Raw genomic sequence first — 21355 nt, forward strand, 5'->3', positions numbered from 1 at the left:
CCGGTCACCTGAACCGGTCGTGGTCGAAGCGGTTGTGGTTGTGGTTCCGGTTGATGATGACGATCCGGATGCGGCCGTGGCCGTGGTGGTGGCGGCGCCACTTGGCCCGGCCCCAGCCCCAGCCGCAGCGGCGCTTGTGGCAGTGGCCGCCCGCCAGGACGGACGTGCCCGCGCTGACCTGGGTGGTGGCGGCGCTGGCAGCACTCGTGGTCGCGCCCGCGGCGACCACGCCGCCGGTCAGCGCCGTGCTGACGGCGAGGCCTGCGATAACACTTTTAAGCTTGGGCATTGCGTTTTCCCCCTAAAGGATCGATTGCCCCGTTCTCTGCACACCCGGATAACCGGCAGCTGCCAGATTTCCGGGAAGCAGCACGGATGCACCGTTAACGGCTCATCCGCAGTCTGCATATATCCGACACAATCGCCATCTAACTGGAATTAGCAAGCCTTTCCTAACCACAGACACCTACATGGACATTACGCCACACCGCATGAAATAAAGGACCCGATCACCAGCAGAACGACGACAGCGAGGGCCCCGGCGGCGGATGCCGGCGGAGCCCTCGCCAAGAATTGCCGTAACAACGTGAAGAAATGTTGCTCGGGGACGGACCGCGCGAAAAATGCACGTCCCGTCCCCGAGGGCCGGAATTTCACCCGGTCGATTCCGCTCCCCCGCGAGCGGAGACCGTACGTGAAAGACGACCGATCATTCCTGCGCCGTTCCGGCGGGTCACCTTACTCTTCAGGAGCAGGAGCAGGAGTGGCGGTGACCGTGATCGTCGGAGTCGGAGTCGGACGCGGGAACCTGTTGATGTTGCGGTTCCGGTTGTGGACCTTCACCTTCACGTGCGTCCTGTGGTGGTGATGACGGCGCCATCCGCAGCGCCACCAACCGTGGCAGCCACCCGCGACCACGGACGTACCGGTGCTGACCTGGGTGGCGGCACCGGCGGCGGACGAGGTCGTCGCCGCACCAACGGCGACGGCGCCGCCGGTCAGGGCCGTACTGATGGCGAGGCCTGCGATAGCACTCTTGAGCTTGGGCATTGCGTTTTCCCCCTAAAGGATCGATTGCCCCGTTCTCGCGTTTCCCGATAAACAGAAAACAGTCTTGGACGGCTGCTGAAGAGTCATCCACGGAATGTCATTTCCGCCACGAGGTGAGACAAACAGCTATCGCCCCATTTTGCTAGGCATTAACAATGTTATTGCTTCTATTAAACATTTATGCAATGAAATGCTATGAATTATCCGTTATGTCCGAATCGGTGAATGGCCATGGCAGCGGCTCCCGGCACCGACGTGATCCGCCCGCACCGATGTCGGGCATCACAGCTAGAACAAGGGGCGCAGCAGCCCGTGCCGGGCGGCCCGGCCGCCTTGGTGTCCGGGATACGTCTCGCCCTGGCACCCACGCGGTCGCCACGCAGGGAGCGGCGTAGGCGGCGGATGTCTGTGCCTGGGCCCGGCGGTGTACCGCTGGAAGGGTCGCGTCGTGCCGGGGGCAGGGCCCGCGCGTCCGCCAGGCTGCGTCCGGTACGTCGATCGCGGAGGAGACCCCGGCCGCTGCCGCCCGTCGGGTCGCCAACTGCCGGTCAGACGGACGCGGGGCGGGCAGGTGACGCAGAAGCAGCACAGCGGAGGGAAACGCGGGACCGTCATCAGGTCACCGGAGCACACCCGTGCTCTGGTGACGCCGTTAACGGACCTTCCGGACGGGCACGTCCGGGAACGCTGATACCTGCCTGTGGAATCAGCAGCGGCTTACGCGGACTTGCGGGTCTTGCGTTTGGAGGCGGTCTTGTCCTCGTCCTTGGACTTCCCGCCGGCCTTCTTCTGCTTGGCCGGAGCGCCTTCCCGCTCCTTCTTGGCCGCCTCGACGCTCGCCCTCAGCGCGGCCATGAGGTCCACGGCGGGACCTTCTTCTTCCTCCTCGCGGGCGGCGACCACCTCCTTGCCCGCGACCTTCGCCTCGATGACCTCCTGCAGGGCCTCGCGGTACGTGTCGTGGTACTCGCTCGGGTCGAAGTCGGACTCCATGGTGGTGATCAACGACTCGGCCATCTTGAGCTCCTGCGCGCGTACCTCGATGTCCTCCTCCAGGAAGGGGAAGTCGGGCGTGCGGATCTCGTCGGGCCAGAGCATCGTCTCCAGTACGAAGATGCCGTTCCTGACCCTCAGCGTGGCCAGCGACTCTCGCTGGCGCAGGGCCACCTTGACCACCGCCACCTGGCCCGAGCTCTCCAGGGCGTCGCGCAGCAGCACGTACGGCTTCGCCCCCTGCGCGTCGGGCTCCAGGTAGTACGACTTGGCGAAGTAGATGGGGTCGATCTGGTCCGCGGGGGCGAACTGGAGCACGTCGATCCGACGTGAGGTGCTGAGCGGCAGGCCCTCGAAGTCCTCGTCGGTCAGCACGACCACCTCGCCGGTGCCCAGCTCGTACCCCTTGGCGATGTCGGAGTAGGGGACCTCTTCGCCGTCGACGGTGCACACGCGCTTGTACCGGATCCGCCCGCCGTCCTTGCGGTGCACCTGGTGGAAGGTCACGTCCTTCTGCTCGGTCGCCGAGTAGAGCTTGACCGGGATGGTGACCAGCCCGAAGGAGATCGCACCTTTCCAGATGCTGCGCATACGCAACTCCTCAGCACTCAACGGCCCACCGATGGGCACATACCCGTCATGGGGCAACCAATGCCATACCCGGTCGAACCAATGCTTGCCGTACCGGGAGAGATGCCCTCCGATCACCACATGTACGGGCTTGAGGTCAAGTGGGATGGCATCCGGGCTCTTGTCCACGTCGAGGGCGGCGTACGGGTGACGGGGCGGCACGGGGTCGAGTACACGCAGCGATATCCGGAAATTTCGGGGTTCATTTCAGGGTTCGGGGTCAAGAACGCGATCATCGACGGCGAGGTCGTGGCACTCGACCCGAAGGGCAGGCCCAGCTTCGTCCGGCTGCAGCACCGGATGCACCAGACCGACCCGGAGCCGGCCGTGCTCAAGCGGTACCCCGTCACGTACATGCCGTTCGACCTGCTCTACCTCGACGGCATGCCACTCTTCGACCTGCCCTACGGCGACCGCCGCGCGCTCCTCGACGAGCTCGACGTCGGCGCGCCCCCGTACTTCCCCGGCGACTCCGACCTGCTGGCGGCCACGTACGAGCAGGGTCTGGAGGGTGTGGTCGCCAAGCGGCTGGACGCGCCCTACCGGCCGGGCACCCGCTCACCATGGTGGGTCAAGGTCAAGCATCTGAGCACCAGGGAGGTGGTGATCGGCGGCTGGAAGCCCGGCAAGGGCCGCCGGGCCGGCGGGATCGGGTCACTGCTGATGGGGGTGTTCATCGACGCCGGCCTGATGTACGTGGGGCACGTCGGCACGGGGTTCACGGACGCCGTACTGGATGATCTTCACGCCCGGCTGCGCCCGCTGGAGGTCGCGCGCAGCCCGTTCTGCAACGAGGTTCCGTGGCGGAATCGGTGGGTTAGGCCAGATCTCGTCGGGGAGGTGGCTTACACGATGTGGACCGACGAGCAGCGGCTGCGGCACCCCGTGTGGCGCGGGCTGCGCCCCGACAAGCTCCCCTCGGAGGTGACGCCATGAAGGTGCCGGTCAAGGTCGACGGGCGCGAGCTGGCGCTGAGCAACCTGGACAAGGTGCTCTATCCCGACTACGGCTTCACCAAGGCCGAGGTCATCGACTACTACACCCGCATCGCCCCCGTCCTGCTGCCGCATCTCGCCGGCAGGCCCCTGACCGTCAAGCGGTTCCCGAACGGCGTCACCGGCCAGTCCTTCTTCGAGAAGAACGCCCCCGAGCACACCCCCGGCTGGGTCAGACGGGTCAACCTGCCCGCGCCCGGCAGCACCAAGAACCGCGAGAGCATCGACTTCGCCGTCGTCGGGGACCTGCCCACCCTCGTCTACTACGCCAACCTGGCCGCACTCGAACTGCACGTGCCCCAGTGGCGCGTCGACGACGACGGACAGGCGCTGCCGCCCGACACGCTCGTGTTCGACCTCGACCCCGGGCCGCCCGCCACGATCGTCGAGTGTTGCCGCGTGGCGCTCCTGCTCCGCGACGTGCTCAAGTCCGAAGGGCTCGTCGCGGTGCCGAAGACCAGCGGCAACAAGGGCATGCAGCTGTACGCCGACTGGGACTGCCGCGAGGAGCCCTCCGCCTTCGCCAAACGGCTGGCCCAGCTCCTGGAGAAGGAGCGCCCGAACGAGATCGTCAGCGTGATGGCGAAGAAGGCCAGGCCGGGCAAGGTGTTCATCGACTGGAGCCAGAACAACCCGGCCAAGACGACCGTGGCGCCGTACTCGCTGCGGGCCAGGGAGCAGCCGACGGTCTCGACACCTTTGTTGTGGAAGGAGGTCGAGGGCTGCGAGCGCCCCGAGGAGCTGGTGTTCACGGCGCCTGACGTACTCGCCAGAGTGGAGAACCGCGGCGACCTTTTCAGCCGGGCGTAGTCTGGACCCGTCCACACCAAGAGGGGGACCACATGTCAGAGATGGACATACGCGGGGACGAAGCCTACGAGGCGGAGGACGAGCGCTCGATCGAGACGCCCGAGGCCGACGCCGCCGAGCAGCAGCGCGAGATCCGTCCCGTCGGCAGGCTGCGCAGCGAGCTGCCGCTCGACGTCGACCCCGCCGACGCGGCCGACCAGGACCGCGTCGTGGAGCTCGACGACGACGACTATCGCTGAACCGGCTCCACGGCGATGACCCTGCGCGAAGACGGCTCGTCGGTGACCATCGTCACCGAGGGCTCGTCGACGCGCCCGTAGGATGTCCGCACAGCCCCGCTGAGAGACCTATGGAGACCCGCGTGACCGCAACCCCGGACGCGAAGCCCCGGGGCACCCGGCTGCCCCGACTCGCCCGACGCCGGCAGCTGCTGAGCGCCGCGCAGGAAGTGTTCGTCGAGAACGGCTATCACGCGGCCGCCATGGACGAGATCGCCGACCGGGCCGGCGTCAGCAAGCCGGTGCTCTACCAGCACTTCCCCGGCAAGCTGGAGCTTTATCTGGCGCTGCTCGACCTCCACGTCGACGACATGGTCAACCGGTGCCGCGAGGCGCTGGCCTCCACCCAGGAGAACAAACTGCGCGTGCAGGCCACGTTCAGCGCGTTCTTCGACTTCGTCTCCACCCAGGGCGAGGCGTTCCGGCTGGTCTTCGAGTCCGATCTGCGCAACGTCGCGCCGGTCCGTCAGCGGGTGGAGCGGTCGTTGCGGGAGTGCGCCGAGATGGTCAGCGCGGTCATCCAGGAGGACACCGGGTGCACCAGCGACGAGGCGCACCTGCTCGGTGTCGGCCTGGTCGGCATGGCGGAGGTGAGCGCCCGCTACTGGGTCACCACGCACGGCTCGATCCCGAAGGACGCGGCCGAGCAGCTCATGGCCCGGCTCGCCTGGCGCGGCATCAGCGGTTTTCCGCGTACGGCATAACCCGTTCGCTGGGCGCGATCAACAGCGGTCACCGCCGGAACGAACGGTCACCATGGGGAGTGGGCCAGCCCCGTCGACTAGGGAGCCAGGATGGAAGTCAAGATCGGCGTGCGTTCCGTGCACCGCGAGCTCGTTGTCGAAACCGACCTCACCGCCGAGCAGGTGGAGGAGGAGATCAGAAACGCGCTGTCGGTCGAGCGTGGTGTGTTCACCCTGACCGACAGCAAGGGCAGGCGCATCGTGGTGCCGGTCGGTTCGCTCGGCTTCATCGAGATCGGTGAGGACGAGTCGAGGCCGGTCGGGTTCGGCGGCACGCTCTAGACACTTGTGAGCGGGGTGCGGCGCACGCGCCGCACCCCGGACGCAGGCGCACCGCTCTCCCCTGGCTCGGCTCACCTCCGGACGGGCGGCTCGCCTCCCGCCGGGGTGACTCCTCCCGGGCCGGGCGGCTCACCCTTGGGCGAGCGGCTTTCCGAGTCGGCAGCCCCTGGGCCTGCGCGGCCGGAGCACGGCGTGCCGCCTCGGCTCCGTGGTCGGGCAGGCGGCGCTCTGTCTCCGCAGCACTGCCCGCGGAGTCCAGCTTTCCGGCCTGCATCTCGTCGAGATCGTGCGGTAGCGGCGCGAGGCCCTCATGTCTGGCACGGTACAACCGTTGTGTGCCCGCGCGCCGCCCGATGCCGACAACGCGCCCGCCTAAAGGCCCATGGCCGCCATACGTTGGTTGTGCGCCTCGGTCAGTTTCGCGAAAAGTCGGGATATGTCCGTGTGGCCCTCGCCGGCCGACTCCATCAGCAGCAGCGCCAGCTCCGGCCGCGCCGAGGCCACCTGCTGCCCCTGGCTGAGCGCCTCGCCGACGAGCCGCCGCGCCCACAGCGCCAGCCGCCCGCTGGCCGCCGGGTCGGCCTGGATGCCCGCCCGCACCCCTTCGACCGCGAACTTCGACCGTCCCTCGTCCACCAGCACCTCATCGACCAGCTTGGCGATCGACGGGTCGAGGTGCCTGGCCGCCTCCCGGTAGAAGTCGAGCGCGATGCCGTCGCCCACGTACGTCTTGACCAGCGCCTGCAACCAGTCGGCCGGCCGGGTCTGCGCGTGCCAGGCGTCCAGCGCCGCGACGAACGGCGTCATCGCCTCCGCGGGATCGGCGCCCAGCTCGGCCAGCCGGTCGCGCAGCAGGCGGAAATGGGCGAACTCGGTGACGGCGAGCTCGCTGAGCGCCGCCCGGTCGGTGAGGGAGGGCGCGAGGGACGCGGCGTCCTCGGTCATTCGCGCGTAAGCGCTCAACTCCGCGTAGGCCAGCACACCGAGCAGATCGACGACTCCAGGAGACTCCTTCATGGATGGCAGCGTACTTTGCGGGGCTCATGGATTCTTCGGGAACATATGCAAGCTCGGTCAGCGTTGTGGTATCGAGTACACTGCTCTGTGAAAGTGCGACCGCACTGTGTAAATTCGGGGGGTTTCCCCCGATTGACCCCCGTTCCCCGGGTGCGCGGTCGCTGATGACGCGAGAGGGCTGGCTCTACCGCGAGGACCCACGACACGGGGGCTGTTTTCCGCCCGTCGGTCCCGGCAGGCCCGCCTTCATTTGAGACTGAGGCAGGCCACGCTGACGACTTTCCGAGACCTCGGAGTCACACCAGAGATCGCCGATGCCCTCGAGACCGAGGGCATCGTCGCACCGTTTCCCATCCAGGAAATGGCACTCCCGCTCGCGCTGAGCGGCCAGGACCTCATCGGCCAGGCACGCACGGGCACGGGAAAGACCTACGCGTTCGGCATCGCCATGCTCCAGGGCATCGGCAAGCCACGCAAAAACCGCAAGAAGCCGCGCGGGCTGGTCGTCGTACCGACCCGCGAGCTGGCCGTCCAGGTCAGCGAAGACCTCGTCACCGCCGCGGGCAAACTCGGTTCCCGGGTTCTGACCGTTTACGGCGGGCGGGCGTACGAGCCGCAGATCGAGGCGCTCAAGGCCGGGGTCGACGTCATCGTCGGCACCCCGGGCCGCCTGCTCGACCTGGTCAAGCAGAAGCATCTCGACCTGACCCAGGTCACCACCCTCGTGCTCGACGAGGCCGACCGGATGCTCGACCTCGGCTTCCTGCCCGACATCGAGCGGATCTTCAAGCTGATCCCGGCGCAGCGGCAGACGATGCTGTTCTCGGCCACCATGCCGGGCGAGATCGTCGCGCTGTCGCGCAAATACCTCAACCGCCCGACGCACATACGCGCCGAGCTCGAAAACGGCGAGGGCGAGACCACGCCGCTGACCCGCCAGCTCGTCTGGCGCGTGCACCGCATGGACAAGATCGAAATCCTCGGCCGGCTGCTGCAGGCCGAGGGCCGCGGGCTCACCATGGTCTTCTGCGAGACCAAGCGCGCCTGCGACATGGTCGCCGAGCAGCTCGACACGCGTGGTTTCGCGGTCGCGGCCGTGCACGGCGACCTCGGCCAGGGCCAGCGGGAGCAGGCGCTGCGGGCGTTCCGCAACGGCAAGATCGACGTACTCGTCGCCACCGACGTGGCGGCGCGCGGCATCGACATCGACGACGTCACCCACGTGGTCAACTACGACTGCCCCACCGACGACAAGACCTACGTGCACCGCATCGGCCGCACCGGCCGGGCCGGGCGCACCGGCATCTCGGTCACTTTCGTGGAGTGGGAGGAGCTGACCCGCTGGAAGATGATCAACCAGATGCTCGGGCTCGACTTCGCCGAGCCCGAGGAGACCTACTCCACCTCGCCGCACGTCTACACCGAGCTCGACATCCCCGAGGGCACCAAGGGCGTCCTCCCGCGCGCGAGCCGCTCGCGGGCGGGGCTGTCCGCGGAGCGCATCGAGGACCTCGGTGAGACCGGCAGGATCCGCGGGCGTGGCGGGCGCCGCCGCGACGAGCGCGAGGAGCGCCCAGCCCGCACACCGCGCCAGCGCCGCCGCACCCGCGGCGGGCGAGAGCTGGCGGAGACCGCACCCGCCGAGACGACGGAGGCCGAGACCGTGAAGAGCAAGACGGAGGAGACTCCCGCGATCTTCTCGGCGGACGAGGTCCAGGCCGCCGAGCCAAAGCGGGGCCGTTCCCGCAGGGGCGCGGCGTCCACGGCGATCGAGCAGGCGCTGACCGAGGCGCCGGAGGCGCCGGCGAAGCCCACGCGCTCGCGCCGGTCCGCCAGGTCCGAGGGCGACCCCGGGCCCACCGGCTCCAGGCCGGACGCCGGTAACGGCTCGGCCCCCGAGCCCGCGCCCGAGCCCGCGGCCTGGCCCGACGGCGGTCCCACGACCGACGCGGGCGCAAGGCCCGACGCCGGCCCAAGGACCGACGCCCGTCCCGAGGCTGCGCCGGTCGCTCCCGCGGCACCCGTCGCCAGGCCTGAGCCGGTGACGCCCGCGGCGGCCGAGCCGGAGCCGAGCTTCCTGTCGACGCCGCCGCCACCGGCGCGCAAGGAGCACGACCGCATCATCCCGCCGAGCCCGTTCACGGTGATCTTCCAGTCGCCCGACCTGGCCACGGACGACGACGACATCGCCCCGTCCGCGGCGACCGAGCGCAAGCAGCAGCGGCGCGGGCCCCGTGGCGGCAACGGGGGTGGCGGCAACCGCCGCCGCGCCGGCTGACACGGCGAACGAAAGCGCGCACCCCGAGCGGGTGCGCGCTTTTTCATGCGCGGGAAACCGGTCCGTAGGTAGGGCTCGCGTGCGGCGGGCCGTGAGGGCTTCTGCGCGCGGCGCGGCCGCACACCGGACCAATGAGCCTGTCCACGTACGCGGGAGACCCCACGGCGCGCTCAGCGCCCGCCACGGGGGTGTGGAGGACGGCCACCGAGGTGTTCCGGGCCTCGCGCACCGGCTCCCCTCCCCCGGAACTCGCACCGGCGTCCTGGCCATGCCGGTGTCGAGGCGCTGACCTCTGGGTATTGTTGCCCCACGTGAGTACGCCGCGATTCCTCGACCTGCCGCCTGGCGTCGCACCACAGAAGAGGGAAACGCCACAGGGCACGTTCGCGGTCCTGGAGGCTGTTCCGGTCAGTGGTGTGATCGAGCGCTGGCCCGCGCTCCTGGTTCCCGGCCTGACGGGCAGCAAGGAGGACTTCATCGCGGTCCTGATGACGCTGGCCCAGTCCGGCCGCCGGGTCGTGGCCGTCGATCTGCGCGGACAGTACGAAACTCCGGGCCCCGCCGACCCCACGGCCTACACCTGCGCCGCGCTGGGCGCCGACATCGACGCGATGGCCCAGGTCGTCGGCGACGGCGAGCCCGTGCACCTGGTGGGCCACTCCTTCGGCGGGCTGGTGGCCAGGGAGGCGGTGGTCGACGGGGTGACGAAGTTCGCGTCGTTCACGCTGATGAGCTCGGGCCCCGGCCCCATCGAGGGCCGCCGGGCGCGCAACGCCAGGAAGATCGCCGAAGAGGTGCCCGCGCTGGGCCTCGAGCATCTGTGGCATCACAGGTTCGAGCGGGAGGCGCTGGCCGCCGACGTGTCCGACGACATCAGGGAGTTCCTGCACAAGCGGCTGGTCAGCAACTCGCCGACGGGCCTGTCGCAGATGGCCGAGCAGGTGCTGACCATGCGCGACCGCACCGACGAGCTGCGCCAGATCGAGCTGCCCACGCTCGTCCTGTTCGGCGAGCACGACGACGGATGGCCGCCGGAGGCGCAGTCGGAGATGGCGGCCAGGCTCGGAGCCGACTCCGTGGTCGTGCCGGGCGCGGTGCACTCCCCCGCCGTGGAGGCGCCGGAGACGACGGCGGCGGCGCTGGTGAGGTTCTGGAACGCGGCCGAGAAGCACTACTTGGACACGAGGTCCAGCGCCGTGTAAGGGACGCCTACCTCAAGCAGATGCGCCCGAGCCTGCGCGTGACGCGGGAGGCCGCCGAGACCGTGCGCTTCCTGATGTGGCCGCGGTTGCCGCGGGAGCTGAGGATGTTGTCCCTCGCCAAACCCGGCTGGCTTCCTTTTAGCGCCCTCTGTTACCACACGCTGCCCGAGTGGGCCAGGCGCATGTACGGCGTGCTGCCCGAGGTGCCGGCGGCGGCCGTGACGGCCGGGCTCCGGGCGTTCAGGCTGGCGATGAACGCGCTGCCCGAGCCCGTGCACGACCTGGCGTTCATGCCGGCCACACGGCGGATGTTGCGGGCCTCCAGGGAGCGGCTCGGCGCCGCCGGCTACGACGTGAGCAGAGGACTCAGGGGGCTGACCGGTCCCGGTTAGTCGGCGAGCCCGTCCCAGGGTCGGCGCTCCGGCCCGGCGGCCTGCCCCTCGGGGCAGTGGCGGCGGAAGTCGCACCAGGAGCAGATGGGCCCGGGGGTGGGCGCGAACAACTCGTCCACCTCCGGCGGGACGGCGGCGGGCCCGGCGGCGGGCGGGCGTTCGCCGGGCGGGGCCGCCGCTTTGCGCGCGGGCGTTCCCACGACCTCGCGGTAACGCTCGTCGGCCTCGGCGGCCTCGCTCGCGATCTCCTCCGCGCGGCGCAGGTGGCGGGTGAGCGACTCTTCGGTGTGCCGCCACTGCACGATCTCGCCGGTCGGCAGGTGGTGGAGCTCGACCGTGCGGCAGGGCGTGCGCATCATGGTGGAGGCGGCGATGGCGTACGCGGCCAGGGCGAGCGACGAACGGGCGTCGTCCTGGGTGAGCGGGCGGCGGCCGGTCTTGTAGTCGACCACGACGAGTTCGTCGCCGCGCCGGTCGAGCCGGTCGATGCGGCCGGACAGGGCGACGACCTTCGTGCGGGTGGCGACCGTACGTTCGACGCCGACCGGATCATCAGCGGGATCTAAAGTCGCGACATATCCGGACACGAGGTCGCGAGCGCGCCCCAGCCACCGGACCGACTGCTCCGCGTCCTTGAACCCCTTGGTGATCCAGCCGTTCGTGAGGAGCACGGCCGCCGTCAGCGGGGTCCTGCGTTCGTACGGCTCCCGCCACCAGCCCGCCAGCGCGTTGTGCACGCTCGCCCCGACGCTGTTGTGCGCCCAGGCGGGGCCCTTGGACGGCTGCGGCCGGTCCAGATAGGTGAACCGGTAGCGGCGGCGGCAGTCGAGCCAGGCGTTCAGCCGCGACGGCGTGCAGGAGTAGAGCCGCCGCGGCATCCCTTCCAGCGGAAGCTGCGTGTTCATCCGCCCCCGCCCCGCGAGGACGCCGGGCGGAACCGGCCCACCCTGCTCATGGCCTCACTCGTCGCCGGGCCCGAGGCGGATACCGGAGATCTTGGTGCCGTCGGTGAGCGGGCCGTCGTCGGCGGGCTCGGTGTCGACGCGGGTCAGCGACCCGGACACCCAGTCGTCGAAGTGCGGCTCCAGGTCGCCGACCGTGACCTCGTCGCCGTGGGCGGCCAGAATCCGCGTCTCGCCGGGCAGCGTGAACAGCCGCCCGCCGATCGAGGTGAGCTGGTCGGCCAGTGCGGGATATTCGCCGCCCAGCTTGCCGGGGCCGTCGGCCTGCAGGGCCTTGCCGGTGAACACGGCTCCGAGCCCCTCGCAGTAGAGCGACACGCCGCCGGGCGTGACGCCCGGGGTCTCCATGACGTCGAGTTGGACGTCGGCCACCTCGAAGACGCCGTCGTCCTCCATGTCGATGTCGGGCCAGGTCTCCGACCAAGTCTCCCGCCACAACGGCTTGTCCTTGGGGTGCAGGGCGACGACGGCCTCGTCTCTGCTGGCCACCTCGATGGAGGCGCCGACGTGGTCGGGCAGGCCCGCCGTGCAGATGACGGCCAGCACCTCCCGCTCGCCGACCTGCTCAAGGATCTTGTCGGCGTCACGCGCCGCGTCGATGACGATCACTTCGTCGTCGTCACCCACGATCCAGGTGTTGTTCTCGACCTTGTGCTCGGTGCCGTCGATGTCGACGACGCCCTCGGTCACCACTCGCTCGATACGCGCTGTCACGCCTCCGCACTCTAGCTCCTCTGCAGGAGAGCGCGAATCGCCGTGGCCCGTCCTAGGTGTCGAGTCGGGGAGAGAACGCACCGAAAGGGACATCAAGGTCGTGATCCCGCGCGTCGATCAGCGACAGTTCGGACAACGCGATGAGGCAGCCGGCGTCGGCCGGCCAGACGATCGTCCACAACCAGTTGCCCAGCGCCTCACCGGCGTAGACGGCGCGGTCGGCCTGCCCGTTCACGCACCACATGGCGGTGGGGTGGCCGAGCACCTGGATCTTGGCGTTCGGCGGGCCGGCGTCGAACCCCGCCCCCGGGTCGGGGCCGTCGAGCCCGGCGTACGACGCCCCCAACCCGATGCCCGGCTCCTCCGCGATGACGAGCAGGTCGGCAGGCCCTTCGGTGAGCGAGGGCCCGCTCAGCGCCACCACGCTGGCGCGGGCGCCGGTGCGCTGGTCGCCCACCTCGCCGAAGCCGGTCACCAGCCACCCCGCCGGCAACGGCCAGGGCAGCCACACGGGGACGACGGAGCTCTTGCGGATGGCCTCCAGCGCCGTATCGGTCGGCGGCCACGGAGGCTGATAGGGCAGGACATCCCCGTGCGTGTCGCATCGATACGCACTCGACCAGGCGCTCGGCTCGTGAAGCCGGCCAGAACACCGTGGGCAGGTTGCAGCCGCTCTCACAGCTACCCACGGTGCTTCCTGTCTCGGCGTTGCGTCAAGGGCACTTCTCGTTATCTCGTCGTAATCTTGGTCATGTGCGCGTAAATTGCGTTGGTGCAGTAATTTTCGATGCTTTTGACCGAATCCTGCTTGTGCGGCGGGGACATCCGCCCGGCATGGGCCTGTGGTCCATCCCCGGAGGCAGGCTGGAACCCGGTGAGACCGACGCCGCGGGCCTGCGGCGCGAGGTCCAGGAGGAGACGGGGCTGCACGTGGAGGTCGGCCGCCTGGCCGGCACGGTGGAACGACCGGGGCCGGGCGGGGTCACGTACGTGATCCGCGACTACCTCGCGGCCGTCACCGACGGGACCCCCGCGGCCGGGGACGACGCCGCCGACGTGCGGTGGTGCGGCATGGACGAACTGGCCCGGCTGCCGCTCACGGAGGGCCTGCTCGACACGCTCTCCGGCTGGGGCCTGCTGCCCCGCTGAGCGGGTGGACCCACCATCCCCCTACCTGCTGGCGGACAGGCTGGAGGTCCACAGGATGAGATGGTCGGCGTTGTACGTCGTGGACCGGCCGAGCGCCACGACCTCCGCCCCCGAGTCGTCCGCGCGCGAGACCGCCACCGCCGACAACCACTGCATGCCCCGCCCCGCCAGCCGGTCCTTCGTCAGCGCCATCCGGTTCCACGACAGGCCGTCCTGCGAGGTCCAGGCCGCGCTGTCGCCCTCGCCGGGAGCGCCGTGCCAGCCGACCGCCACCAGGCCCTCATCGGCCGCCGCCAGGTCGTAGACCGCCGCCGCCTGCTCCGCGGGCAGCCAGGCCGTACGCCACGTGGCGCCGTCGTCGTCGGAGGCGGCCGCGAACGCCCGCCGCGCGCCGTCGACCAGCGCCGTGCCGATCGCGACCATCTTGCCCTGGTACGAGGTGACCCGCCGGAGACCGGCCGAGGTGGCGCCGGGCGGGGACACCGGGTCGCGAGCGGTCCAGTTGACGCCGTCGTCCGAGTGCCACACGACGCTGTTCTCCTGGTCGGCGGCGCCCGAACCGCCCACGGCCACGAAGCCGTCCGAACTGGCGACCGCGTCGTGGATGTGCACCCCCGAACCGCCGTGCGGCAACTTCTCCGACCTGGTGAACTTGCGCAGGTCAGGAGTGAACCACACGGCCGCCCTCGACACGCCCGCCTGGTCCTTGGACTCGCCCGCGAGCACGTAGCCCTGTTCGCCGGCCGTCACCACGTGCGTCGTCAGGTAGGGATGGTCCCGCTCACGGGCCAGGTCGCCGGAGACCTCGATCCGCTTCCAGCTCTCGCCGTCGGCGGAGGTCACGAGGAGGGGGTCGGTGACGGCGACGTTCGTCTCGGTGGCGCCGACCGCCAGCCAGCCCCGCTCCCCGTGCGCGACGTCCCCCAGCGACTGCCTGCCCGGCCCGCCGAGGCTCATCGACTTCCAGCTCTGCCAGTTTTTGATCGTCCACAGGCCGGCGTCGCCGGATGCCGCGCCGACGGCGACGTACCTGCCGGAGAAGCTGGTCAGCGCGGTCGTCTCGCGCGCGATCCGCGCCAGCCCCTCGACCTCGCCGAGCTTGACGCGCGCCGCCTCGCCGCGCGCGGGCGCGGCCATGAGCACGAGCTGGTTGTCCACGTCGGACGCCGCCTGGTCGCCGCCGGCGAACAGGGTGCCGGCGTCGGAGATCGTGAACCCGCGCAACGTCGCGCCGCTCAGGTCCGCGAAGTCGGCCCGTTTGTTCCAGTCGCTGCCGTTGGTACTCGTCAGCACGCTGTACTTGCCGAGGCCCGCCTGCGTGATCGCCGCGACGCCGGACTTGTGGGAGATCAGCGACTCCACGCCGGGGCTCTCGCCGCTCAGACCGCCGATGGTGCCGCACTGCTTCCACTCCGCCCCGGTCGGGGAGCAGTAGACGCGTACGTCTCCCGTGACCGTGCGCTGCCGCGTCGGCACCAGGACGAACTGCTTGGGCAGCAGGCCCAGCGTCCCGGTGCGCGGCAGGGCCTCTGGGAGCTGGAAGCCGGTCGCCTGCCAGTGACGCCCGCCGTCGGCCGAGCGCAGCACCCGCGATCCCTCGCCGACCGCGGGTTGCCCGATGGCCACGACCGTGTCGCCCTTGGCCACCACGGCCCTGATCTCCCGTACTTCCAGCCCTCTGGTCTCGACTCGCTCCCAGCGGGCGCCGTCGTCCGAGCGCCAGGCCGCGGCCCCGGACCCGCCGTCCTCCCCCGTCGTATGCCCCACCGCGACGAACCCGGAGGCCGTACGCGCGATGTCGTGGATGTGGTCACCGGCCCGGAACGCGTCCGGGCCCGGCCGCTCGACGGCGGACCAGCTGAACCCGTCGGTGCTGGTCCACAGGCCGCGCTCGCCCGAGGAACCGTCGCCGCCGCTGGCCAGCCAGCGCCCGTCGCCACCGACCACCCGCTGGACCGTGGGCGTGGAGACGCCGCTCACCTGGCCGAGCTGCCAGGTCTTGCCTCCGTCCGGCGAGAACAGGAACAGGGGGCGCGGCGTGGGGCTCGTCGTGTCGCTACCGACCGCCACCACGGCGCGGTCCGCCGAGGCCATGTCGTTGAGCTTCTGGTTGACGCCGTCGCCCGCCGCGGGAACGGTGAACAGCTCGTCGCCCGAACGCCCCATGCCCGCCTCCAGGCGCAGGCCGGACGCCTCCTCGCCGCTCCACTGCCACACGAGCACCCCGGTGGCCACGAGGACCGCCGCGGCCACGGACAACACGATGGGGGTCGCCCTGCTGCCGCGGCGTACGGGGCCGGCCCTGCGCATGGCGGCCGGCGCCGGGCCCCTGTGGTGTCTGCCGCTCGATCCCTGGGGGCGGGGAGGCCCGGTGGCGACCAGGAGGTCGGGGCGCGTGGGGCGTCCCGCGGGCGGCCGGCCGACGCGGCGCACCCCGGGCTCGTCGTCGTCCTCCGACTGCTCCTCCGGCGGCTCGGGCACCGGCTCCGTCTCCGGGGGCTCCTCGACGGGGTAGACCCGCACGTACGGGGGGATGCGGGTGCCCTGGTAGGTTTCGGGCTCCTCCTCAGCCGGCTCCGGCTCCGACAGCGGGCCGCCCGCGACGAGCTTGTCGGGACGGTTGACGACGCGGCGGGGCCGGCGCGGCTCCACCTCGGGCTCCGCGGTCGGCGAACTGTACGGCCGGCGCCCCTTGGGCGGTTCCGGCGGCTCGTCGTCCGGGACGGGGGCGGCGAACGGCGGCATGTCCCAGGGAGAGGCCGGCGGTAAGCCCCTGGCCCGGTCGTCGGTGGGCCCTGGCGGCGAATGGCTGATCCTGGGCTCTTCAGAAGAATGCGGTTCCGACGCCCTCTCAGAACGCGGGTCGTCGTCACCCGGCGGTCGCCGTGGCGGTTCGCTGGGGCCGGAGGCCACGCGCCGTACCTCCTCGTCGAACGTGTCGTACGGGTGCTCGTCGATCAGGTCTGGTCGTCCGGATCGGGTCGTGTGCGGGCATGGGAACGGTCGAAACGTCTACCTCCGGGAAACCCTCGCCGTCCCCACAGGATCCAGACCAGCATGACTCAGCCGGAATAGCGAGACCTCTCTAGCGAGATTCCCGGCACCTCACGCCTGATTTATGCAGAGACAGTGCTTATTGACCGCTTTTTGGCTAGATACAACACACCACCCATGTAGACCACGAGCTGCACCAGCGTGCCCAGCAGCGCCTGCCACGGCACCGGCACGTTCGGCTGGTCGAGGGCCTCCTCCAGGCTGCCCGCCGCCGCGCTCAGCCCGAAGGCCAGCAGGTTGTTCATGACGTGCAGCGCGATCGCCGCCTCCAGGCCCCCCGTGCGGACCGTCAGCCAGCCCATCGCCGCCCCGAACACGAACACGTCGACCAGCCCGGCCGGCTGGTATCCGTGCAACGACGCGAACAACGCCGCACCGACGAGAATCGACCAGATCGGATTGCGCACGTGCGCGCCGACCGCCTGCACGAACCAGCCGCGGAAGACGTACTCCTCGGCGGCCGCCTGGAAGGGCACCAGGAGCACGATCACGATCAGCGCCGGCAGGAAGCCCTCCCAGCCTCCCCAGCCGAACATCTCGCTGTCGTCGCCCCCCGCCGACATGACGAGCATCTGCGTGCCCTGGCCGGCCGCCAGCGCCAGGACCGCCAGCCCCGCGCAGCGCGCCATCCACGACCAGCGCAGCCGCCCGGCCACGGACGAGATCGTGCCGGGGCGGCGGCGCTGGATGAGCGCCACGGTGCCGTACACGAGCAGGATCATCGGCGCCAGCGTCATCAGCAGCACCACCAGCGAGAACACCGGATTACCCGACAGTTGCCCGCTGGGCTCCACCGTGAACGGGATGCCCGCGATCAGCGCCACCACCATGCCCGCGAAGACCACCACCACGCCGAGCGTGAAGAACCCGGCGGCGACGACGAGCGTGCCGACGATCGCCCGCCACGGATGGGACGCGGCGGTCCTCGCCAGATGGTCGTAGCGGGCCCCGCGTGGCGTAGGCAGGAACCAGGACGGGCGTGGCGGCGGATAAGGGTGGGCCGGCGGCGGCGCGCCGTACGGAAAATGGGGCCCTGGGTTCTCCTGCATCCATTCATTCTGTCCGCTTGGTGCGCAATAGTTCACAGACGGCGCGCTCTTTTAGGCGGATGCTCGGGTTTGTAGGCATTCGACCCTGGGAGAAGTCCATGTCAAGGCTGGGACCTGTCATCACCCTCGCCGCGGGCGTCGTGCTCGCCGCGGGACTCGGTGTCGCCAGCATCAACGCGGCACCCGCGGCCGACAACACGGCCGCGAACGCAGCGGAGGCACCCTCCACGGAGGAGACGACCCCCGCGCGACAGAACGCCACCGAATCGCCCGCGACGGGGAACACCGCGGAACCGTCCGCCGCGCCCTCCCCCACGGAGCCGAAGAAGATCGCCAAAGCCGACTACGGCGGGCGCGTCAAGGGCAACGGCGGCCTCATCGCCATCTCGATCAGAAACGGCAAGGCCATCGGTTACTTCTGCGACGGCAGGACCGAGGCCTGGTTCAAGGGCAAGGAGTCGGCGGGCGAGCTGTCACTGGCCGGCTTCGGCAGCGCCAAGGTCACGGCCGCGCTGGCAGGCGGCAAGGCCAGGGGCACGGTCGCGCTCGGCGGCAAGAAGTGGAGCTTCGTCGCCCCCACGGTCGTCAAGCCGTCGGGCCTCTACCGCGCCACCGCCATCGTCAGGGGCGCCAAGCTCAGAGCCGGCTGGATCGTGCTGAAGAACCCGCAGGGCGGCTTCACCCAGGTCGGCGCCGCCGTACTCGGGGAGGAGCAGCTCGACATCCCGCGGCTGGACGGCGAGCGGCCCACCACCCCCCTGACCGTGGACGGCACCACGGTGTACCCCAAGGACGTCGACGGCTTCATCGAGGAGATGTCATGACCGCCATCCACCAGCGGCCGTCCCGCAGTCTGATCCCGCTGGTCTGGCCGCTGATCGCCGGCGGGCTCGTCGTGGTCGCGCTCGGCGTCTTCGGACGCGCCCACACACCCACCGGGTTCGCGGTCGGCGTGGCCGGCTTCTCCGCCGCCCTGCCGATGAAGGTCTGGCTCACCACCGGCGCGTTCGTGCTCGCGATCGCACAGGTGGTCTCGGCCCTGTCGATGTGGGACAGGCTCGGCGTCGCCATCCCGCCCGCCGTGCACCGCTGGTCGGGCCGGATCGCGTTCCTGCTGACGATCCCCGTCGCCTTCCACTGCCTCTACGCCCTGGGCCTGCAGTACGACGTTCCACGGGTCCTGGTGCACTCGCTGCTCGGCTGCTTCTTCTACGGGGTGTTCACCACGAAGATGCTCGCCCTGCCCAAGCGCGGCGCCCCCGGCTGGACGCTGCCGGTGCTCGGCGGGGTGGCGTTCACGGTGCTCGTGGGGCTCTGGCTGACGTCGTCGTTCTGGTTCTTCACCGCCATCGGCTTCAAGGTGTGAAGGACGTCGTACGGGTGAGTCCGGCGGCCCGCCCCTTGGCAGCCACGACGAGCGCCATCTTGCGCGAGGCCTCGTCGATCATCTCGTCGCCCAGCATGACCGCGCCGCGCTTCTCGACCGAGGTGTAGTAGTCGTACGCCTCCAGGATGAGCTCGGCGTGATCATAGTCCTCCTGCGTGGGCGAGAACACCGCGTTGGCCGCGTCGACCTGGGAGGGATGCAGCACCCACTTGCCGTCGAACCCGAGCGCCGCCGCCCGGCGGGCCACCTTCTCGAAGCCCTCGACGTCCTTGATCTGCAGGTAAGGGCCGTCGATCACCTGCAGGTCGTGCATCCGCGCCGCCATGAGCAGGCGCATGAGGATGTAGTGGTAGGCGTCGCCCTCGACGTAGCCGGGCGGCTGCTCGCCGACGACGAGCGTCCGCATGTTGATCGAGGCCATGAAGTCGGCGGGGCCGAACACGAGCGTCTCCAGCCGCCGCGACGAACCCGCGACGGCGTCGACGTTGACCAGCCCGCGGGCGTTCTCGATCTGCGCCTCGATGCCGATGCGGCCCAGTTCGTGACCCATGGCCTGCTCGATCTGGGTGAGCAGCGTGTCGAGCCAGACGACGTCGGTGGACTCCTGGACCTTGGGCAGCATCAGGCAGTCGACGAACTCCCCCGCGCCCTCGACGACCTCGATCACGTCGCGGTACGCCCACTGCGTGGTGAGGTCGTTGACCCTGACCACCCGTGTCTTGCCCGACCAGTCGCCCTCGCGCAGCGCGGTCACGATGTTCTTTCGCGCCTCCTGCTTGGCCGCCGGGGCGACGGAGTCCTCCAGGTCGAGGAAGACCTCGTCGACGGGCAGGGTCTGGGCCTTGTCGAGGAAGCGGGGGTTGCTGCCGGGCACGGCGAGCACCGAACGACGGGAACGCATGCGCACACGGTACTCGTCCCCGGCCCCGGCCCGGCCGTACAGTCGGAGCTGTGAGCGACAACACCTCCGCGATCGAAGAGGGCGCGAAGAAGTCGGGCATCCTCTGGCTCACTCTCGATCGCCCGCGCCTGGCCTGGCACTCCTGGCACGACGGCTCGATCTACGTGGTGACGGGGGGCGAGGAGCAGCAGCTGCCCGGTCTCGACGCGCTCGACCGGGTGCACGTCACGCTGCGCAGCAAGGACAACGGCGCCAGGCTGGTGGAGTTCGACGCCGCGGTGTCGGTCGTCGACCAGGCCGCGGCCGGTGACGCCATGGCGGCGCTGGCGAAGGAGCGGCTCAACGCCCGCGACAGTGAGCACCTCGCCGAGCGCTGGGCCCGCGAATGCACCGTCGTGCGCCTCACCCCGGAGCGGTGACCTCGGCCGGCTCCCCGGCGACGGGTCCCGGCCCCGCCGCTGACTGGGCCGCTGACTGGACCGAGGCGGTTGCGGTCTGGGCGAGCAGCGCGCCCGAGAGCACGATCAGCCCGCCCACGATCTGGAACACGCCGAGCGTCTCCCCGACCAGTGCCCAGGCCAGCACCGCGCCCGCGATGACCTCCAGGGACGCGACGGTGGCGCCGACGGCGGCGGACAACCGGCGCACGGCGTACATGCTCACGATGTACGCGACCGAGGTGCCGACGACCGCCATGCACAGGTAGGCCCCGAGCACCGGGAGCGTGACGGCGCCCTCCGGCGTGGCGGAGACGGTGAAGGCCTCCCAGGGGATGTTCCAGGGCCGCGAGAACGGGAGCAGCAGGACGGCCGCGCCCAGCAGGCCCCAGGCGATCAGGCCGAGAGGGTCGATGTCGTCGCCAAAGCCATCGCACATGAGGAAATATCCGGCGCAACACGCTCCGGCCAGCAGCCCGAGCAGCAGTCCCAGCGCGTCGATCCGCAACCCCTGCCAGGCCTCGACGACGATCGCGAGGCCCGCGATGGCCACGACCGCGCCGACGTACGCCGCCCCGGCGAGCCTGACCCTGCGCACGACCCGCACCCACGCCACCACCATCACCGGCGCCATGAACTCCAGCAGCAGCGCCACCCCCACCGGCAACCGGGTGATGGCCACGAAGTACAACGACTGCACCCCCGCCACGCCCATGACCGCGTAGAGACCGAGGAACGGCAGCTTCGAGGACGGGATCCGCAGCGCGCGGGGCCTCACCACGGCCAGCACGGCCACGAGCAGCAGGCCCGCCCCCGCCATTCGCGTCCAGACGGCCTCCATCGGCTCCAGCCCGGCCTCGATGAGGTATTTGGCCATCGGCCCGGCGAAAGCGAAACACCACGATCCCACGAACGCGAGCGCCAGCCCCGCATACCTCATCGCACACCACCTGACCAGTAATGACCGTTAAGCGGGTTTGATACTGACACGTCCGGGGTCCGGGGCGCAACGGGAACACCCTGTTAGCCTGG

Annotated in this window: 22 protein-coding genes; 12 read left to right on the plus strand and 10 right to left on the minus strand. The window is 70.2% G+C overall.

The window, feature by feature from the left end:
* Positions 1 to 4: 4 nt before the first annotated feature.
* Positions 5 to 289: a hypothetical protein gene (locus GUY59_RS22595; protein ID WP_132333080.1), complete on the minus strand. Its 285-nt coding sequence runs from the start codon at positions 287 to 289 to the stop codon at positions 5 to 7.
* 1478 nt (positions 290 to 1767) lie between these two features.
* Positions 1768 to 2634 carry a non-homologous end joining protein Ku gene (ku, locus tag GUY59_RS22600; RefSeq protein ID WP_138201635.1) on the minus strand — a complete coding sequence of 289 codons (867 nt, stop codon included), beginning with the start codon at positions 2632 to 2634 and terminating at the stop codon, positions 1768 to 1770.
* A 120-nt stretch (positions 2635 to 2754) separates the two neighbouring features.
* Here ku and ligD (GUY59_RS22605) point away from each other — a divergent pair, with 120 nt between their 5' ends.
* The 5 genes from ligD (GUY59_RS22605) (at position 2755) to GUY59_RS22625 (ending at position 5781) form a co-directional block, all read left to right on the plus strand.
* The gene (gene ligD, locus GUY59_RS22605) at positions 2755 to 3609 is read left to right on the plus strand and encodes a non-homologous end-joining DNA ligase (RefSeq protein ID WP_236667409.1); all 855 of its coding nucleotides are present in this window, start codon (positions 2755 to 2757) and stop codon (positions 3607 to 3609) included.
* Complete coding sequence (gene ligD / locus GUY59_RS22610) at positions 3606 to 4478, plus strand: non-homologous end-joining DNA ligase (protein ID WP_138201637.1); 873 nt, start codon at positions 3606 to 3608, stop codon at positions 4476 to 4478. The genes ligD (GUY59_RS22605) and ligD (GUY59_RS22610) overlap by 4 nt, the downstream gene beginning before the upstream one ends.
* A 32-nt stretch (positions 4479 to 4510) precedes the next feature.
* On the plus strand, positions 4511 to 4717 hold the full coding sequence (locus tag GUY59_RS22615; protein WP_236667410.1) for a hypothetical protein: 207 nt from the start codon (positions 4511 to 4513) through the stop codon (positions 4715 to 4717).
* Between the two features lie 122 nt (positions 4718 to 4839).
* Positions 4840 to 5460: a TetR/AcrR family transcriptional regulator gene (locus GUY59_RS22620; RefSeq protein WP_165959625.1), complete on the plus strand. Its 621-nt coding sequence runs from the start codon at positions 4840 to 4842 to the stop codon at positions 5458 to 5460.
* 90 nt (positions 5461 to 5550) lie between these two features.
* Entirely contained in the window at positions 5551 to 5781 is a 231-nt protein-coding gene (locus tag GUY59_RS22625) for a DUF3107 domain-containing protein (RefSeq protein ID WP_132333075.1), read from the plus strand.
* Between the two features lie 372 nt (positions 5782 to 6153).
* On the opposite strand, the gene GUY59_RS22630 is transcribed toward GUY59_RS22625, so the two are convergent.
* Positions 6154 to 6798 (minus strand): ferritin-like fold-containing protein, encoded by a 645-nt coding sequence (locus GUY59_RS22630; protein ID WP_132333074.1) that lies wholly within the window; start codon positions 6796 to 6798, stop codon positions 6154 to 6156.
* 361 nt (positions 6799 to 7159) lie between these two features.
* Here GUY59_RS22630 and GUY59_RS22635 point away from each other — a divergent pair, with 361 nt between their 5' ends.
* The 3 genes from GUY59_RS22635 (at position 7160) to GUY59_RS22645 (ending at position 10670) form a co-directional block, all read left to right on the plus strand.
* Positions 7160 to 9076, plus strand: a complete 1917-nt coding sequence (locus GUY59_RS22635; RefSeq protein WP_201761209.1) for a DEAD/DEAH box helicase — start codon at positions 7160 to 7162, stop codon at positions 9074 to 9076.
* A gap of 311 nt (positions 9077 to 9387) precedes the next feature.
* The gene (locus GUY59_RS22640; RefSeq protein WP_138201638.1) at positions 9388 to 10278 is read left to right on the plus strand and encodes an alpha/beta fold hydrolase; all 891 of its coding nucleotides are present in this window, start codon (positions 9388 to 9390) and stop codon (positions 10276 to 10278) included.
* A 20-nt stretch (positions 10279 to 10298) separates the two neighbouring features.
* On the plus strand, positions 10299 to 10670 hold the full coding sequence (locus GUY59_RS22645; RefSeq protein WP_201761211.1) for an oxygenase MpaB family protein: 372 nt from the start codon (positions 10299 to 10301) through the stop codon (positions 10668 to 10670).
* On the opposite strand, the gene GUY59_RS22650 is transcribed toward GUY59_RS22645, so the two are convergent.
* The 3 genes from GUY59_RS22650 to GUY59_RS22660 are packed head-to-tail and all read right to left on the minus strand — an operon-like array spanning position 10667 to position 13025.
* The gene (locus GUY59_RS22650; RefSeq protein ID WP_161714653.1) at positions 10667 to 11575 is read right to left on the minus strand and encodes a RecB family exonuclease; all 909 of its coding nucleotides are present in this window, start codon (positions 11573 to 11575) and stop codon (positions 10667 to 10669) included. The two genes, GUY59_RS22645 and GUY59_RS22650, sit on opposite strands and share 4 nt — an antisense overlap.
* 54 nt (positions 11576 to 11629) lie before the next feature.
* Entirely contained in the window at positions 11630 to 12346 is a 717-nt protein-coding gene (locus GUY59_RS22655) for an MBL fold metallo-hydrolase (protein WP_165960111.1), read from the minus strand.
* 52 nt (positions 12347 to 12398) lie between these two features.
* Positions 12399 to 13025 carry a DUF6758 family protein gene (locus GUY59_RS22660; RefSeq protein WP_171055469.1) on the minus strand — a complete coding sequence of 209 codons (627 nt, stop codon included), beginning with the start codon at positions 13023 to 13025 and terminating at the stop codon, positions 12399 to 12401.
* A gap of 74 nt (positions 13026 to 13099) precedes the next feature.
* Between GUY59_RS22660 and GUY59_RS22665 the strand changes: the two genes are divergently transcribed.
* Positions 13100 to 13495, plus strand: coding sequence for an NUDIX hydrolase (locus GUY59_RS22665; protein WP_132341802.1), 396 nt, complete (start codon positions 13100 to 13102; stop codon positions 13493 to 13495).
* A gap of 21 nt (positions 13496 to 13516) precedes the next feature.
* Here GUY59_RS22665 and GUY59_RS22670 read toward each other — a convergent pair whose 3' ends face one another.
* On the minus strand, positions 13517 to 16240 hold the full coding sequence (locus tag GUY59_RS22670) for a WD40/YVTN/BNR-like repeat-containing protein (protein WP_138202990.1): 2724 nt from the start codon (positions 16238 to 16240) through the stop codon (positions 13517 to 13519).
* Between the two features lie 371 nt (positions 16241 to 16611).
* On the minus strand, positions 16612 to 17598 hold the full coding sequence (locus GUY59_RS22675; protein WP_138202988.1) for a CPBP family intramembrane glutamic endopeptidase: 987 nt from the start codon (positions 17596 to 17598) through the stop codon (positions 16612 to 16614).
* 98 nt (positions 17599 to 17696) lie between these two features.
* Between GUY59_RS22675 and GUY59_RS22680 the strand changes: the two genes are divergently transcribed.
* Both GUY59_RS22680 and GUY59_RS22685 read left to right on the plus strand, forming a co-directional pair.
* Positions 17697 to 18422, plus strand: a complete 726-nt coding sequence (locus GUY59_RS22680; RefSeq protein ID WP_138202986.1) for a hypothetical protein — start codon at positions 17697 to 17699, stop codon at positions 18420 to 18422.
* Complete coding sequence (locus tag GUY59_RS22685) at positions 18419 to 18964, plus strand: DUF6529 family protein (RefSeq protein ID WP_138202984.1); 546 nt, start codon at positions 18419 to 18421, stop codon at positions 18962 to 18964. The genes GUY59_RS22680 and GUY59_RS22685 overlap by 4 nt, the downstream gene beginning before the upstream one ends.
* Here the strand turns inward: GUY59_RS22685 and GUY59_RS22690 are convergent.
* Positions 18954 to 19886: an HpcH/HpaI aldolase/citrate lyase family protein gene (locus GUY59_RS22690; protein WP_138202982.1), complete on the minus strand. Its 933-nt coding sequence runs from the start codon at positions 19884 to 19886 to the stop codon at positions 18954 to 18956. The two genes, GUY59_RS22685 and GUY59_RS22690, sit on opposite strands and share 11 nt — an antisense overlap.
* A gap of 50 nt (positions 19887 to 19936) precedes the next feature.
* Here GUY59_RS22690 and GUY59_RS22695 point away from each other — a divergent pair, with 50 nt between their 5' ends.
* Positions 19937 to 20305: a hypothetical protein gene (locus tag GUY59_RS22695; protein ID WP_138202980.1), complete on the plus strand. Its 369-nt coding sequence runs from the start codon at positions 19937 to 19939 to the stop codon at positions 20303 to 20305.
* Here the strand turns inward: GUY59_RS22695 and GUY59_RS22700 are convergent.
* Entirely contained in the window at positions 20289 to 21263 is a 975-nt protein-coding gene (locus GUY59_RS22700) for an EamA family transporter (protein WP_138202978.1), read from the minus strand. The genes GUY59_RS22695 and GUY59_RS22700 overlap by 17 nt on opposite strands.
* Positions 21264 to 21355 lie beyond the last annotated feature (92 nt).

It is taken from the genome of Nonomuraea sp. K271, assembly GCF_009908215.1.
Taxonomy (GTDB): domain Bacteria; phylum Actinomycetota; class Actinomycetes; order Streptosporangiales; family Streptosporangiaceae; genus Nonomuraea; species Nonomuraea longispora.